Here is a 14,723-nt window from a genome sequence, read left to right on the forward strand (position 1 = left end):
ACACACCGAAGGAGCGCCACATGGCCGCCACTCAGGAAGAGATCGTCGCCGGTCTCGCCGACATCGTGAACGAGATCGCCGGCATCCCGGTCGAGGACGTCCAGTTGGACAAGTCCTTCACCGACGACCTGGACGTCGACTCGCTCTCCATGGTCGAGGTCGTCGTCGCCGCCGAAGAGCGCTTCGACGTCAAGATCCCGGACGAGGACGTCAAGAACCTCAAGACGGTCGGCGACGCTGCCGACTACATCCTGAAGCACCAGGGCTGATCGGATCGCCACCCGGCGGTGGCGCCGCATTCCCCGCATACCTCATAGACGTGGAGAAAGAATTCCTGTGAACTCGACCAATCGCACCGTGGTCGTCACCGGTATCGGCGCAACCACACCGCTGGGTGGCGACTCCGCCGCGACCTGGGAAGGTCTGCTGGCGGGACGCTCCGGCGTCAAGCCCCTCGACGGCGACCGCTACGCCGACATGCCCGTCCGCATCGCGGCCCCCGTGGCCGTCGACCCGGCCGAGATCCTGCCGCGCCCGCTGGCCAGGCGGCTGGACCGCTCGGCGCAGTTCGCCGTGATCGCGGCCCGTGAGGCGTGGGCGGACGCGGGCTTCACCGCGCCGGCGGGCGAGGACGCGGCGATCGACCCCGACCGGCTCGGTACCGTCATCGCCTCCGGCATCGGCGGCGTGACGACCCTGCTCGACCAGTACGACGTGCTGAAGGAGAAGGGCGTACGCCGCGTCTCCCCGCACACCGTGCCGATGCTGATGCCCAACAGCCCCTCCGCCAACGTCGGCCTGGAGGTGAACGCCCGGGCGGGCGTCCACACCCCGGTCTCGGCGTGCGCGTCGGGCGCCGAGGCGATCGGCTACGCCATCGAGATGATCCGCACCGGCCGCGCCGACGTGGTCGTCGCGGGCGGCACCGAGGCGGCGATCCACCCGCTGCCGGTCGCCGCGTTCGCGAACATGATGGCGATGTCCAAGAACAACGACGAGCCGGAGAAGGCCTCGCGCCCGTACGACAAGGGCCGTGACGGCTTCGTCCTCGGCGAGGGCGCCGGTGTCGTCATCCTGGAGTCCGCCGAGCACGCCGCCGCGCGTGGCGCGAAGGTCTACTGCGAGGCGCTCGGCCAGGGCCTGTCGGCCGACAGCCACCACATCGCCCAGCCGGAGCCGACGGGCCGCGGCATCGCCGCCGCCCTCCAGAACCTGCTGGACACCACCGACCTGAAGCCGGCCGAGGTCGTGCACCTCAACGCCCACGCCACGTCCACCCCGCAGGGTGACGTCGCCGAGGTCAAGGCGCTGCGCAAGGTGCTCGGCGAGGAGCTCGACCACGTGGCGATCTCGGCCACCAAGTCCATGACCGGCCACCTGCTGGGCGGCGCGGGCGGCATCGAGACCGTCGCCACGGTCCTGGCCCTCCACCACCGCACGGCCCCGCCGACGATCAACGTCGACGACCTGGACGAAGAGGTCGACGCCGACATCGTCCGCGACGAGCCGCGCGCGCTGCCCGAGGGCACGATCGCGGCGATCAACAACTCGTTCGGCTTCGGCGGGCACAACGTGGTGCTGGCCTTCCGGACGGTCTGACCTGGCGGTCGGCGACTGTAGGACATGGGTGTGGGGCCCGCCCCTTCGGGGGGCGGGCCCCACACCCATGTCCTGGTGTCCGGCGTGGCCCCGTCGAGGGCGTCAGACGACTTGGTGCAGCCAGCGGACCGGGGCGCCTTCGCCGGCGTAGCGGAAGGGTTCGAGTTCGTCGTCCCAGGGCTTGCCGAGGAGGCGGGCGATCTCGGCTTCGAGCTGGGTCTCGCCCTGGGCCGAGCGGGCGAGGGCGGCGCGGAGGCGGTCCTCGGGGATCAGGATGTCGCCGTGGATGCCGGTGACCGCGTGGAAGATGCCCAGCTCGGGCGTGGCGCTGTAGCGCTCGCCCTCGGCGGTGGAGCAAGGCTCGGCGGTGACCTCGAAGCGGAGCATCTGCCAGCCGCGCAGCGCGGAGGCCAGTTGGGAGGCGGTGCCCGGTTCGCCCTGCCAGGAGAACTCCGCTCTCCACGTGCCCGGGGAGGCCGGCTGCCGGATCCAGTCGAGCTGGACCCGCGCACCGAGCACTCCCGCCACCGCCCATTCGACGTGCGGGCACAGCGCGCGCGGTGCGGAGTGTACGTACAGGACTCCACGTGTCGTCACCGGGACCTCCAGTGTGGGACGAGGTTCGCCTTTCCCAGCGGCCTCAGTAAACAGCATCGGGAGTGAAACTCCGCAAAAGGGACAGCATGTGACGTGATGTAATTTACCGGAGCCGGTTGGCGAAGGCGCCTGACGGTTCGACGGGGAAAAGCTACCGTGCGCCGGGGCGCTTGGGATGACGTACGGTCTGCCCGGGGGACGTTGACACCAAGCTTTCACTCGCCAGGACGCCGACGAAAGGGCTACCGGATGGCTGCCGGCCGACGAGGCCGTATACGAACTCTCGCCGTGTGGACGGCGGCCGCCGCCCTGGTGTCGGGCGCGGCGCTGTCCGGGTGCGAGGCGGCACCGGGGGGCGGGCCGGGCGTGGCGTCGCGCCCCTCCGCGAGCCCCTCCCCCACCCCCAGGCCCACCCCCGCGTGGGACCCGAGCCCCGCGTCGGTCGCGGCCGTCGGGGACTCCATCACACGCGGGTTCGACGCCTGCGGGGTGCTGGCCGACTGCCCGGAGGTGTCCTGGGCGACCGGCAGCGACGCACGGGTGAACAGCCTCGCGCGGCGGCTGCTGGGCGCGTCGGCGCTGCCGGCCCGCACCTGGAACCTGGCCCGGTCCGGGGCCCGGATGGCGGAGCTGCCGGGCCAGATGGCGGCGGCGGGCGCGAAGAAGCCGGGGCTGGTGACGGTGCTGGTCGGCGCGAACGACGCCTGCCGCGGCAGCGCCGACCTGATGACGCCGGTGTCCGCCTTCCGTGCCTCGTTCGAGGAGGCGATGCGCGAGCTGCGCTCGGTGTCGCCGAAGAGCCAGGTGTACGTGTCGAGCGTGCCGGACCTGAAACGGCTCTGGTCGACGGGGCAGGGCAGCGCGCTCGGCAAGCAGGTGTGGAAACTGGGCGTTTGCGCGTCGATGCTGGGTGACGCCGACGACGTGGGCGCGGCGGCCGAGGAGCGGCGCGAGCAGGTGTACGAGCGGGTGGTGGCGTACAACGGGGTGCTCCGGGACGTGTGTGCGAAGGACCGGCTGTGCCGGTACGACGGCGGGGCGGTGTTCGACTACCGGTTCACCGGTGAGCAGTTGAGTCCGTGGGACTGGTTCCATCCGAGCACGAACGGCCAGGGGCGGCTGGCGGAGATCGCGTACAGGATCATCACCTCATGAGAACTGCATGTGAACCGTGCGGCCGGCTGGCGGACGGGACGGCCGTCCACCGCTGGGTCCTGGAACGGGCCGGGGTACGCGTACGCGTGCTGACGTACGGCGGCATCGTGCAGTCGGTGGAGGTGCCCGACCGGGACGGCGCGGTCGCGAACGTGGTGCTGGGGTACGCCTCGCCCGCCGGGTACGAGGCCGATCCGGGGCCGTACTTCGGGGCGCTGGTGGGGCGGTACGCGAACCGGATAGCGGGCGGGGTGTTCACCCTGGACGGGCGGACCCACCGCCTCGCCCGCAACGGCGGCCCGAACAGCCTGCACGGCGGCGAGCGCGGGTTCGACAAGCGGGTGTGGGACGCCGAGGCGGTCGACGGCGGGGTGCGGCTGTCCCGGGTGAGCCCGGACGGCGAGGAGGGCTTCCCCGGGCAACTGGAGGTCTCCGCCACGTACACGCTGGACGCGTCGGGCGCGCTGCGGATCGCGTACGAGGCGGTGACGGACGCGCCGACGGTGGTGGCCCTGACGAACCACACGTACTGGAACCTGGGCGGCGCGCCCGAGCTGCGGCTCGCGGCCGGGCACTTCACGCCGCTGGACGAGGCCGCGATCCCGACGGGTGAGATCGCGAAGGTGGACGGCACCAGGCTCGACTTCCGGACCTCGCGCCCCGTCGGCACGGGCCTGGACCACAACTTCGTGCTGGACGCCGGCACCGACGGCCCGGCGGCCGAGCTGTACTCGCCGGTCACGGGACGGCTGCTGACGGTCCGTACGACCGAGCCGGGGCTCCAGGTGTACGCGCCGGACCACCTCGACGGCATCGCCCTGGAGACCCAGGCGTTCCCCGACTCCCCGAACCGGCCGCAGTTCCCGAGTACGGTCCTGCGGCCGGGCGAGGTGTACGCGTCACAGACCGTGTACGCGTTCGGGATTCGCCAGTCCGTTCCGCCAGTCCGTGCCGTCGACGGTCAGTGTCGCGCGCAGCCGGGTGTCGGTGAGTGAGCGGCCCGCCTGGATCTCGTACGTACCGGGGATCGGCCTCCACGCACCGATCTCCTCGTCCCAGATCTCGAACGCCCGCCTCGGGAGCCGGATCTCCGCCTCGGCGGTCTCGCCGGGCCGGGCCTCCACGCTCGCGAAGCCGGCCAGCCAGCGGGCCGGGCGCTCCACCGGGTCGTCCACGGGTGCCACGTAGAGCTGGACGACCTCGCGGCCGGGGCGGGTGCCGGTGTTGCGGACGCGGACGGTGGCGCTCTCCGGGGACAGCTCCAGGGTCTCGTACTCCCAGGTGGTGTAGCCGAGGCCGTGACCGAAGGGGTACGCGGGGACGGTGCCGGCCCGGTCCCAGGCGCGATAGCCGGTGAAGAGCCCCTCGCGGTAGTGGAGTTCGCCGCCCGTCGGGGTGACCTCGGTGACGGGTGCGTCGGCGAGCGCGGCCGGCCAGGTGGTGGGCAGGCGGCCGCCCGGCTCCTCGGCGCCGAGCAGGACGTCGGCGAGGGCGGCGCCGCCCTCCTGGCCGGGGAACCAGCTCAGCAGCACGGCCGCCACGTCGTCGCGCCAGGGCATCTCGACGGGCGACCCCGCGTTGACGACCACGACGGTGTTCGGGTTGGCGGCGGCGACGGCCCGGACGAGGTCGTCCTGGCGGCCTGGCAGCCTCAGGTCGGCGCGGTCGAAGCCCTCGGACTCGACGCGCTCGGTGGTGGCGACCACGACGATCGCGGTGTCGGCGGCGCGGGCGGCCTCGGCGGCCTCGGCGATCAGCTCGTCGGGGTCGCGCCGCGGCCCGAGGTGGACGAGGGAGAACATCACGCCCGGCAGGGGCGCCGCGTGCTCCTGGCCGAGCGGGTGGAGGAGGGACACCTCGACGGGGACGCCCTCGGTGAGGGCGACCTTGCCGCGCTCCAGCGGGGCGCCGAAGAACGCCTCGAAGGGGTCGGCCTCGTCGCCCATCTCCTGGACGCCGTCGTAGAGCGTCTCGCCCGCGACGGTGAGGGTGAACGCGCCCAGGCCGCGCGTGCCGAAGGCGTGGTCGCCGCTCTCGCGGGGCGTGAAGGTGCCGGTGACCTCGATGCTGTGCAGTTGGTCGTAGGTGACGCCCTCGGGCAGGTCGTCGCCGATCCACTGGACCTGGCCGCTGGGCAGGGAGCCTTCACCGAGGAGGTTGCCGTGGGCGTCGCGGCAGACGGCGCGCAGCGTGAAGCCCTGTCCGGCGGGGACGAGTTCGTCGCTGGGGTCGGCGCCGATGGCGTACGTCAGCGCGCCGGAGGGGAGGGCGGCGGTGAGGCCGTCGAGCGGGGAGACGGTGTGGTCGGGGAAGACCTGGGCGGAGCCGCCGCCGAGGACGCGGGCGTCGCGGGCGGCGGCGCCGAGGAGGGCGACGCTTCCCTGCCGTACCGGCAGAGCGCCCTCGTTCCGTACGAGGACGAAGGAGCGCCGGGCGATCTCACGGGCGAGGGCGTCGCCGTCGATGGCGTCCGGGAGGGTGGTGACGGCCGGTTCGGTGCCGTCGAGGGCTCCGACGCGGGCGGCGAGGCGCAGCACGTTGCGTACGGCCCCGTCGACGACCGCCTCGTCGACGTCGCCCGCGCGGACGGCGGCGGCGAGGGCCTCGCCGTAGACGGTGCGCGGCCCGGGCATGGCGAGGTCGAGGCCGCCTTCGATGGCCCCCTTGGTGTCGCGGGCGGCCATCCAGTCGGAGACGTTGATGCCGTCGAAGCCCCATTCGCCGCGCAGGACCTCGTTGACCAGGTGGTGGTGTTCGGTCATGGTGCGGCCGTTGACCTGGTTGTAGGCGGTCATGATGCCCCAGGGGCGGGCGTTCTTGACGATCGCCTCGAAGGGGGCGAGGTAGAGCTCGCGCAGCGGGCGGGGGGCGACGACGTTGTTGACGGTGAAGCGGTCGGTCTCGGCGTCGTTGGCGACGAAGTGCTTGACGGTGGTGCCGACGCCGCCGTCCTGGACGCCCAGGACGTATCCGGTGCCGATCTCACCGGTGAGGTACGGGTCCTCGCTGTACGCCTCGAAGTGGCGCCCGCCCAGCGGCGAGCGGTGGAGGTTGACCGTGGGGGCGAGGAGGACGTGGACGCCCTTGCGGCGGGCCTCCTGGGCGAGCAGCCGGCCGGCGCGGCGGGCGAGGGCCGGGTCCCAGGTGGCGGCCAGCGCGGTCGGGGACGGCAGGGCGATGGAGGGGTCGTCGGCGGTCCATCGGACGCCGCGTACGCCGATCGGGCCGTCGGACATGACCAGCGAGGTCAGGCCGATCTCGGGGAGGGCGGGAAGCGACCACATGTCCTGGCCGGCCAGCAGGCGGGTCTTGGCGTCCAGGTCGAGCTTGCGGAGCGCCGCCTCGACGACCTGCTCGTACCGGGTGCCGGTCGGGTCTGTCACTGTCGTACCTCCGTGTCGGCGTGCGGGGTGTCCATGGTGACGGCATTACCTGTAGACCGGTAGGGTTCGTTATGTTTTCGTGATTTTCAGCGATCGGAGTGGGTGAGGATGGCAGCGGCCAGGGCCAGGAGTGAGGAGCGGCGCGCCGAGATCGTGCGCGCCGCCCTCGAAGTGATCGCCGAGCGCGGCTACCGGGGTGCGTCGCTCGGGGCGGTCGCCGAGCGGGTCGGCCTGACCCAGCAGGGGCTCCTGCACTACTTCCCCACCAAGGAGGCGCTGCTCGTCGCGGTGCTGGAGGAGCGCGACCAGTGGGACACGGGCGGCAGCGGGGCGCGTGAGGGCTGGCGGCTCGACCTGCTGGACTCGCTCGTCGAGTACAACGCGATGCGGCCGGGCATCGTGCAGACCTTCTCGGCGCTGCTCGGCGAGAGCGTGACGGAGGGTCACCCGGCGCGGGAGTTCTTCACCCGCCGCTACGCCCAGGTGCGGGCCGAGATGGGAGCCGTCCTGCGGGCCGAGTACGGCGACCGGCTGCCCGGCGGGCTGACGCCCGAGCAGGCGGCGCCGCTGATGACGGCCGTGATGGACGGGCTCCAGTACCAGTGGCTGCTCGATCCGGACGCGGTGGACATGCCGGCCGCCTTCCGGGACTTTCTGCGGCTGTTGGGGGCGCGGTAGCGTTCCGGGACCCTACGGAAGGACTGCCGCTCGTGTCCCGGATACGGTTGCGTACGACCCTCGTTCTGGTGCTCGCCGCACTGACGGTTTCCACGGTCCCCGCCCAGGCGGCACCCACCGTCGAGGAGGCCCGCCTCGACCGGGCCGTACCGCAGGAGCTCCTCCGCCGCAGCGGATTCGACACGGTGGCGCCCGAGTTCGCCGCCGCGCTGGAGGGGGCCGGGTCGTACGCGGCGGCCGAGCGGGCCGTCCGGCGGCACGGGTCGCGGCTGTGGCAGCGGGCGGTGGACCGGGTGCAGGGGCGGGGCCCGGCGCGGGGTGACCTCGCCCGGGACGACGACCGGCCGCTGTACTGGGCGCGGCTGGCCATGACCCGCGAACTGCGCGCCTGGGAGCCGGACTTCGCCCTGTCGCCGGAGGCGCGGGCCCGGCTGCTGGACCGGCTGGAGACGTCCTCGCGCGGCCAGGACGCCATCCGCTACCCGGTCGGCAAGGGCGTCAAGCGGGTGCTGATGACCGGGTTCGACCCGTTCACGCTCGACCGGGACATCCGGATCAGCAACCCGTCGGGCGCGGCGGCCCTGGCGCTGGACGGGACGCTGATCCGCACGGCGGACGGCCGGCTCGCCCGGGTGGAGACGGCGGTGTTCCCGGTGCGCTGGGCGGACTTCGCGGACGGCGAGGTGGAGCGGACGCTGCGGCCGCACCTGCCGCGCGTGGACGCCTTCACGACGGTGAGCCAGGGCCGGGTCGGCCGCTTCGACGTCGAGCGCTTCAACGGGGCCTGGCGCGGCGGGTTCGGCGACAACGAGAACCTCTCGGAGAAGGGCCTCGTACCGGTCGCCGATCCTGCGACGCAGCCGCAGTGGACGACGACGACCCTGCCGTACGCGAAGATCGTGGCGGCGGGCACGGGCCGGTTCCCGGTGTACGACAACACGTCGGTGACCGAGGTCCCGGCGGGCGGCACGGCCCCGGTGGTCCGCCCCGACGGCCCGACGCCCGGCTCGGCGGCCCGCGCGGGCGGCGGCGGGGACTACCTGTCCAACGAGATCGCCTACCGCGCCACGCTGCTGCGCGACCGGCTGGGCCTGCCGGGCCTGCCGGGCGGGCATGTGCACACGCCGGTGCTCCAGTTCGGCGCGGGCAACACGGACGCGGTGACGGACCAGGAGTTCCTGCGCAACCGGGCGGACATCACCTCCCAGGTCAGGGCCATCATCGCGGTGGCGGCCGCGGGCAGGTAGCTCAGCGCACGGCGGCCAGGATGTGGCTGTGGCCGTACTGCCACACCACGCCCACGTGCTCGAACCCGGCCTCCCGCAGCAGGTCGGCGTGGCTGGTGATGGTGAGGTCGTTGCCCTCGCAGCGCGGGTGCCGGTGGCTCCCGCGCTGTGCGAGGAAACGTGCCAGCTCCGGGTCGGACGCCGCGCCCGACCACCAGGACTCCCAGTCGTCGTGGCTGAGCGTCTTGTGCCGTTCGGCGTGGCGGCGCCCGATGTCCTGGGCCAGTTCGGAGACCTTCGCCGAGTCCGGGCTGATGTGGTCGCCGTTGACCAGGACGCCGCCGGGACGCAGCCGTTCGGCCAGCTCCCGGTACACCCGGGTGAGGGTGCGGCGGTCCAGGTAGTGCAGGGCCGTCGTGGACACCGCCGCGTCCACCGGGCGGTCCAGGGCCAGCGCGTCGAGCCAGCCCGGCTCGCCGATCATCGCCTCGACGTGGCGCAGCGACGCCGAGCCGTAGTACGCGCTGCCCAGCTCCAGCAGGAGCGGGTCGCCGTCGACGGCCAGCACCTCGGCGTCCGGGAGGCGGCCGGCCAGCCGCGCCGCCAGGGACCCCGGACCGCTCCCGAGGTCCAGGACGAGCGGCGCCGCCTGGCCGCGCGTCACGTGCTCGACCACGTCCGCGATGACGGTGAAGCTCTCCTCGCGGTCGACCGCGTACCGCTGCTGCTGGTCCTCCCAGCGCTCCACCCATCGCGCGGCCGTCACCGCGTTCACACCCATGGCCGCTCGTGTCCTCCGCACCTCACGACTCACTGCTGCTATTGAAAATCATTGCAGACTGGCGAGCGCGGTGAGCAGCCTTTCCATCTCTTCGGGGGTGTTGTGCACATGGAGGCTGACGCGTACGGAGCCGTCCTTGTCCCCTGTCCCGGCCTGGCAGTGGCCGTCGGACCGCACCATGAAGCCGTGGCTGTAGAGGATGAAGCCCAGGTCGTGGGCGTCGATGCCCCGGTGCCGGAAGGTCACCAGGCTCCGCCGGCGCTGCACCTTTGAGCCGGCGGCGAGGCTGGTACGGCAGCCCAGGACTTCGTAGGTGCCTTCCATCCGGCTCAGCCCGTCGGTCAGCAGGGACGTCAGCGCGACCGTCCAGCGTTCGATCCGGTCGGTCCCGGCCGCGTCCAGCCAGTCGAGCGCGGCCACCAGGGAGGCGATGCCGACCGTGTTCGGGGTGCCCTGCCAGCCGCCCGGCCGGAAGTCGGGGCCGCGCCGGCGCCGGGCCCACACCGCGCCCGTACCCGGCAGGGCCAGCGCCTTGTGGCCGGAGAACACCACGAAGTCCACGTCCAGGTCCGCCACGGACACCGGCAGGTGCCCGACACTCTGCGCGGCGTCCAGGCAGATGGGGACGTCCGGCCCGACGACCCGGCGGACACGGTGCACGTTCATGTCGGCGCCGTACACGTGGTGCACGTGCGTGACCGCCACGAACCGGGTGCGCGGGCCGGCGATCCGGGCGAGCGCGTCGGGGTCGTAGTCGCCGGAGCCCGCCTGGTAGGGCAGCTCCCGGACCCGGATGCCGACCCCCTGGCGGGCCAGCAGCTCCTGGGCCTCCAGCCACGGTGACAGGTTCGCCCGGTGGTCGTGGAACGGGACGACGATCTCGTCCCCGTCGGTGAGCAGCCCGGGCAGCCAGTCCCGCGCGACCGTGCGCAGCCCCTCCGTGGTACCGCTGGTGAAGTGCACGGCCGACCCGTCCGGGTCCGGATCGCCCAGGAACCGCTTGACCCGGTCGCGGGCACCCTCCACCAGCGCGGTCGTTGCGTTGGCCCACGGGTAGGAGCCGCGCCCCGCGTTGGCGTTGGAGGTGGTGAGGTAGCGCCGCACGGCGTCCAGGACGGGCTGCGGCTTCTGCGCGGTGGCCGCGGCGTCCAGGTACGCCAGATCCGGATGGCCGGTGACGATCGGGAACTGGGCGCGCAACTCCCGCTGCCAGGACCCCAGTTCCTCGATCTCCGTGTGGTACGCGGACATGTCAGTCACGCACCAGCGGCGCGCCCGCGTCCCGCCAGGCGACGATACCGCCGGCCAGGCTGCGCACGTCGGGGTGGCCCATGCGGGTGAGCAGGGCGGCGTACCGGGCGGACTTCTCGCCCACCGGGCAGGCCAGGAGCACCGGCTGCCGCTTGCCGAAGGGCAGGCCGCCGCGCAGCAGCTCGTCGAACAGCTCGTCGACGATGTTCACCGAGCCGTCGATGTGCAGTGCGGCGTACGCGAACGGCCCGCGCAGGTCGATCACCAGCGGCCGCTGCTCCGCGATCCACTTCTGGGCCCCGGCGACGTCGATGACGGTGGCCGTACGGGCCTCCGTGTCGGTCAGCGTGGCCACGGAGTTCTTCACCGGCGGCCGCCCCAGCAGTTCGGGCCGCCGCTGCCGTACGTACCCCAGATAGCTCTCCACCCGGTCGCAGACGATGAACACGGCCGTCCGCCGGTCCGTCAGCTCTTCGTCCAGTGCCCGGAGATGGCGTACGGCACCGTAGTAGGCGGCCCCGCCGGTCGGTCCGGCGAGCAGTCCGCAGCGGCGCAGCAGGGTCACCATGCCGTCGATGGCCTCGTCGGCGCTCACCGTTTCGATCGTGTCGTACGTGGCCGGGTCGAACAGCCCGACCTCCTGCACCTCGTCGGCGTTGCGGATGCCGGGGATGAAGTCCGTCTTCTCCCCGACGAGGCCGACGACGTTCACCGCCGCGTCGTGGGCGCGCAGGGCGCGGGCCACGCCGGTGGACGAGCCGGCGGTGCCCACGCAGGCGATGAACCAGTCGGGGGCCCGGCCGTCCAGGTCGGCGATGATCTCCGGGCCGGTGCCGGAGGCGTGGGCCTCGGTGTTGAGGGCGTTGAAGTACTGGTCGGTGTGGAAGTGGGCGCTGCCGGGCCGGTTCAGCCGCTGGTGGAAGAGGGTCAGCGGGTCGTCGGTGTTGGTCGGGTCGAGGCACTCGGACTGCCCGGGCAGCTCCTCGATCTCGGCGCCCAGCAGCAGGAGCAGGTCCTTGATCTCGGGGATGCGCATCCTGTTGGTGACGCTCTTGAACGGCAGGCCGTGCAGCCCGGCGATGAGGGCCAGGGCCTTGGCGGTGTTGCCGCTGGACAGCTCGACGACCGTCTCGCCGCGCTCCTTGGCGGCGGCCAGGCCCCGGCGGGCCATGTTCCAGGCGGCGCGGTCCTTCAGGGAACCGAAGGGGTTGAGCATTTCGAGTTTGGCGTACAGGTCGATGTTGCGCAGCCCGTGGACGTCCGGGTCGATGCGCACCAGCGGGGTTCCGCCGATGGCGTCGGTGATGCTGTCGTACCTCATGTGCGCTCTCCCCCCGGTCGTGTGATCGGCCAGTACCGCTCGTCGAGGCACCAGTGCCAGGAGCCGTCCCGGGAGCTCTCCTCCTGGGAGCCCTCCTCCTGGGAGCCCTCCTCCTGGAAGACGGCGACTTTGCGCGCGAGGGGCTGCCGCTGGGCGTGGGTGGCGCCGAAGTCCATGACGTAGCCGGCGGTGTTGGGGAAGGCGAGGAGGTCGCCGGGGCGCGGCAGCCTGGGCAGGTGGACGGCGCGGCGGGTGATCAGGTCGGCCTCCAGGCAGAGGTTGCCCATGAGGTACACGACCGCGGGCTCGCCTTCCGCCGGGGTGCCGTCGCGGGGCAGGAGGACCGGGTCCATGAGGACGCCGTGGTCCTCCAGGCTGACGTCGCCGGCGTTCATCGCCAGCGTCACCAGGTGCTCCCCGGTCTCAGTGGGCCGTGCGTCCAGGACCTTGCCGAGGGTGAGCCCGCACTGGTCCACGAGTGCCCGGCCGGGCTCGACGTACAGCTCGTGGAGGCTCTCCAGCAGCAGGGTGCCGAGCGGCCGGCCGCCGAGGGAAGGGGCGGGGCGCGACAGCAGGTCGTCCAGGTAGTCGGCGCCGGCGAGGGGGCGGTGGGCCGGGTAGAGGCCCAGGGAGCCCTTGACGGTGCCGTTCTCCATGCGCAGCCCGTAGCCGTGGCCGCCCCAGGTCATGGGCGGGCGCCGGCCCATGACCGCGTGGGTCAGCTCGGTGGTGTACGTGGCCCACTCCTCGGCGTGGGCGAGGTAGTTGACGCCGAAGCCGCCTCCGACGTCGACGGCGCGCGGGGTGAAGCCGTGCGCGTACAGCTCCTCCATGGCCCTCAGGCACCCTTCGAGGGCCGCCGCCTTCTCGTCCGGGCTCGTGGTGTCGAGGTGGTAGCCGACGCCGATCGGCTCCAGCGCGTCCCGGTGGCGGTCGACCATGCCGAGCAGGTCCTTCAGGGACTTCGCCGGGGAGCCGAAGCGGCTGCGGCGGGACAGCAGGGTGGTGCCGGTCGCCTCGAACTCGGACAGGCGCAGCACGACCCGGAGGCGGGGCAGGCCGTACGCCCGTACGAGACGGGCGGCCCGTTCCACCTCGCCCGGCCCGTCGGCGTTGACGATCGCCCCGGTGCGGGCGGCCAGCCACAGGAACTCGGGGTCCTTGGGGCCGGTCGTCATGATCCGGTCACCCGTCCAGCCGGAGGCGAGGGCGTGCCGTAACTCGCCGAGCGACGCGGCGTCGAGGGCGGCGTCCGTGGTGACGAGGTGCCGGACGAGCGCGCTGGACCGGTTCGCCTTGTGCGCGAAGAAGATCCGGCCGGTGAGCCGGTGGCCGCGGAAGACGGCGCGGAAGCGCTCCACGTTCTCGGCGATCTGGTCCGGCAGCACGACGTTGAGGGGCGAGCCAAGCGCGTCGACGAGCGCGCGGAGGAACGGGCCGCCCGATTCCAGCAGGGCGGCGGGCCGCCGGTCCAGGCGCGCTCGCAGATGCAACGGCTCGGTGCCCGTCCCCGCTGTGTTCATCCGAGCTGGCCCTCCCGCGAGGCATGCCGACCGGCACCGTCGTCGTCCCGCTCTTTATGCCCAACTTTCCCCGACGGGATGGCCGTGCGGAAGGAGACGGCCGGATTCAGCCGCTGCGGGCCGTCACGCCACGCCCAGGCGTGATCCCCAGCCCCACCGGCGTCGCGCCGATGGCGCGGTCGGGGGCCTTCCGGGCACGCAGCGTCGGTGTGCGCGGCCGGGAGCGGGAGAAGGAGAGCACCACCGGGCCGGACCGGGCCGGACCAGGACGGGCCGGTGACCGCGAGGCCGTGATGACGGCGACGGCGAACAGCTCAGGCGCGCGGGGTCCCGATGGCGTCGCCGTCCACGTCGGCGGGCGCGTCCTGCGGCGCCTCCAGGTCGCGGACCAGCAGCGTCGCGCCCGCGACGGCGCCCGGCATCAGGAACACCGCGACGAACGGCACCAGGAAGGCGACGGTCAGCGGGACGCCGAAGCCCAGGGTGAGCATCCGGCGGCCGCGCAGCATCGCGAGCCGCTCCTTGAGCTCGACGCCACGACGCTGGAGCGCCACCGCCGTGAGCTCCTCCGCCAGGAAGAAGCCGGAGACGCAGAAGCCGAGCACGGGGACGAGGGTCTGGCCGACGACGGGGATGAAGCCGAGCGCGAAGAGGACGACGCCGTACAGCGCGACGCGCACGAGGACGCGCAGGCTGTCGCGGGCGGAGATCCACAGCTCGCGCCAGAGCGGCAGGCCGGACTCCGGCACGTCGCCGCCCTCGGTGCGGTCGACCTCCTCGGAGAGCGACTCGTAGAAGGGCTGGCCGACGAGGAGGGTGACGGCGGTGAAGGTGACGACGGCCAGGAACAGGCCGAAGGCGAAGAGCAGCGCGGTCAGGAAGCCGCGGAAGACGCCCTGCCAGGGCGAGGACCAGTCGTCCGCGAAGGGCGTCGCCCACGCGGTCAGGTCGTCCGCGCCGTACGCCAGACCGGCCAGCGCGGCCGCGTACAGCACCAGGGTGACCAGTCCGGGCAGCAGCCCGAACCCGAACCACCGGCCGTGCCGGCCGACCCAGCGCTGACCCTTCATCACGTAGCCGAAGCCCACCCCGAGATCACGCATGGGTGCACCCTATCGGGACGTCCGGCCCTGCCGGACGGGCGGAGGGCCGCACCCGGGGTGGGTGCGGCCCTCCGGCGCGTACGCGCACGTGGGAGCGCGTCGAGGC

The 14,723-nt window shown here is 72.9% G+C and carries 13 protein-coding genes; 6 read left to right on the forward strand and 7 right to left on the reverse strand.

Features of this window, described 5'->3' with window-relative positions:
* The first annotated feature begins 20 nt into the window (after positions 1–20).
* Positions 21–269 carry an acyl carrier protein gene (locus AB0J57_RS19215; RefSeq protein ID WP_084897295.1) on the forward strand — a complete coding sequence of 83 codons (249 nt, stop codon included), beginning with the start codon at positions 21–23 and terminating at the stop codon, positions 267–269.
* A 67-nt stretch (positions 270–336) separates the two neighbouring features.
* Entirely contained in the window at positions 337–1,599 is a 1,263-nt protein-coding gene (gene fabF, locus AB0J57_RS19220; RefSeq protein WP_366129396.1) for a beta-ketoacyl-ACP synthase II, read from the forward strand.
* 102 nt (positions 1,600–1,701) lie between these two features.
* On the opposite strand, the gene AB0J57_RS19225 is transcribed toward fabF, so the two are convergent.
* Positions 1,702–2,196, reverse strand: a complete 495-nt coding sequence (locus AB0J57_RS19225; protein WP_366129397.1) for a DUF3145 domain-containing protein — start codon at positions 2,194–2,196, stop codon at positions 1,702–1,704.
* Between the two features lie 249 nt (positions 2,197–2,445).
* Here AB0J57_RS19225 and AB0J57_RS19230 point away from each other — a divergent pair, with 249 nt between their 5' ends.
* Both AB0J57_RS19230 and AB0J57_RS19235 read left to right on the forward strand, forming a co-directional pair.
* Positions 2,446–3,351, forward strand: coding sequence for a GDSL-type esterase/lipase family protein (locus AB0J57_RS19230; RefSeq protein WP_366129398.1), 906 nt, complete (start codon positions 2,446–2,448; stop codon positions 3,349–3,351).
* Complete coding sequence (locus tag AB0J57_RS19235; RefSeq protein ID WP_366129400.1) at positions 3,348–4,346, forward strand: aldose epimerase family protein; 999 nt, start codon at positions 3,348–3,350, stop codon at positions 4,344–4,346. The genes AB0J57_RS19230 and AB0J57_RS19235 overlap by 4 nt, the downstream gene beginning before the upstream one ends.
* Here AB0J57_RS19235 and AB0J57_RS19240 read toward each other — a convergent pair.
* Positions 4,251–6,734 (reverse strand): glycoside hydrolase family 3 C-terminal domain-containing protein, encoded by a 2,484-nt coding sequence (locus tag AB0J57_RS19240; RefSeq protein WP_366129401.1) that lies wholly within the window; start codon positions 6,732–6,734, stop codon positions 4,251–4,253. The two genes, AB0J57_RS19235 and AB0J57_RS19240, sit on opposite strands and share 96 nt — an antisense overlap.
* Positions 6,735–6,842: 108 nt before the next feature.
* Here AB0J57_RS19240 and AB0J57_RS19245 point away from each other — a divergent pair, with 108 nt between their 5' ends.
* Both AB0J57_RS19245 and AB0J57_RS19250 read left to right on the forward strand, forming a co-directional pair.
* The gene (locus AB0J57_RS19245; RefSeq protein ID WP_366129402.1) at positions 6,843–7,412 is read left to right on the forward strand and encodes a TetR/AcrR family transcriptional regulator; all 570 of its coding nucleotides are present in this window, start codon (positions 6,843–6,845) and stop codon (positions 7,410–7,412) included.
* A 65-nt stretch (positions 7,413–7,477) separates the two neighbouring features.
* Complete coding sequence (locus AB0J57_RS19250) at positions 7,478–8,659, forward strand: pyroglutamyl peptidase (protein WP_366129597.1); 1,182 nt, start codon at positions 7,478–7,480, stop codon at positions 8,657–8,659.
* A gap of 1 nt (position 8,660) precedes the next feature.
* Here the strand turns inward: AB0J57_RS19250 and AB0J57_RS19255 are convergent, their stop codons facing one another.
* From AB0J57_RS19255 to AB0J57_RS19275, 5 genes are all read right to left on the reverse strand, one after another.
* A complete protein-coding gene (locus AB0J57_RS19255) occupies positions 8,661–9,419 on the reverse strand; it encodes a class I SAM-dependent methyltransferase (RefSeq protein ID WP_366129403.1) in 759 nt (252 codons plus the stop codon).
* 48 nt (positions 9,420–9,467) lie between these two features.
* Entirely contained in the window at positions 9,468–10,670 is a 1,203-nt protein-coding gene (locus tag AB0J57_RS19260) for an aminotransferase class V-fold PLP-dependent enzyme (RefSeq protein WP_366129404.1), read from the reverse strand.
* Between the two features lies 1 nt (position 10,671).
* Positions 10,672–11,991 carry a pyridoxal-phosphate dependent enzyme gene (locus tag AB0J57_RS19265; RefSeq protein ID WP_366129405.1) on the reverse strand — a complete coding sequence of 440 codons (1,320 nt, stop codon included), beginning with the start codon at positions 11,989–11,991 and terminating at the stop codon, positions 10,672–10,674.
* Complete coding sequence (locus AB0J57_RS19270; RefSeq protein WP_366129406.1) at positions 11,988–13,514, reverse strand: Y4yA family PLP-dependent enzyme; 1,527 nt, start codon at positions 13,512–13,514, stop codon at positions 11,988–11,990. The genes AB0J57_RS19265 and AB0J57_RS19270 overlap by 4 nt, the downstream gene beginning before the upstream one ends.
* A 314-nt stretch (positions 13,515–13,828) precedes the next feature.
* A complete protein-coding gene (locus AB0J57_RS19275) occupies positions 13,829–14,617 on the reverse strand; it encodes an EI24 domain-containing protein (RefSeq protein WP_366129407.1) in 789 nt (262 codons plus the stop codon).
* Positions 14,618–14,723 lie beyond the last annotated feature (106 nt).

The sequence above is a fragment of the Streptomyces sp. NPDC049837 genome (assembly GCF_040674455.1).
Classification (GTDB): Bacteria; Actinomycetota; Actinomycetes; order Streptomycetales; family Streptomycetaceae; genus Streptomyces.

Bases quoted from the DNA above. Each gene is read 5' to 3' on its own strand.
- AB0J57_RS19235 (WP_366129400.1), top strand. From the start codon at position 3,348: ATGAGAACTGCATGTGAACCGTGCGGCCGGCTGGCGGACGGGACGGCC.
- AB0J57_RS19245 (WP_366129402.1), top strand. From the start codon at position 6,843: ATGGCAGCGGCCAGGGCCAGGAGTGAGGAGCGGCGCGCCGAGATCGTG.
- AB0J57_RS19255 (WP_366129403.1), bottom strand. From the start codon at position 9,419: ATGGGTGTGAACGCGGTGACGGCCGCGCGATGGGTGGAGCGCTGGGAG.
- AB0J57_RS19265 (WP_366129405.1), bottom strand. From the start codon at position 11,991: ATGAGGTACGACAGCATCACCGACGCCATCGGCGGAACCCCGCTGGTG.
- AB0J57_RS19230 (WP_366129398.1), top strand. From the start codon at position 2,446: ATGGCTGCCGGCCGACGAGGCCGTATACGAACTCTCGCCGTGTGGACG.
- AB0J57_RS19260 (WP_366129404.1), bottom strand. From the start codon at position 10,670: ATGTCCGCGTACCACACGGAGATCGAGGAACTGGGGTCCTGGCAGCGG.
- AB0J57_RS19275 (WP_366129407.1), bottom strand. From the start codon at position 14,617: ATGCGTGATCTCGGGGTGGGCTTCGGCTACGTGATGAAGGGTCAGCGC.
- AB0J57_RS19270 (WP_366129406.1), bottom strand. From the start codon at position 13,514: ATGAACACAGCGGGGACGGGCACCGAGCCGTTGCATCTGCGAGCGCGC.
- AB0J57_RS19215 (WP_084897295.1), top strand. From the start codon at position 21: ATGGCCGCCACTCAGGAAGAGATCGTCGCCGGTCTCGCCGACATCGTG.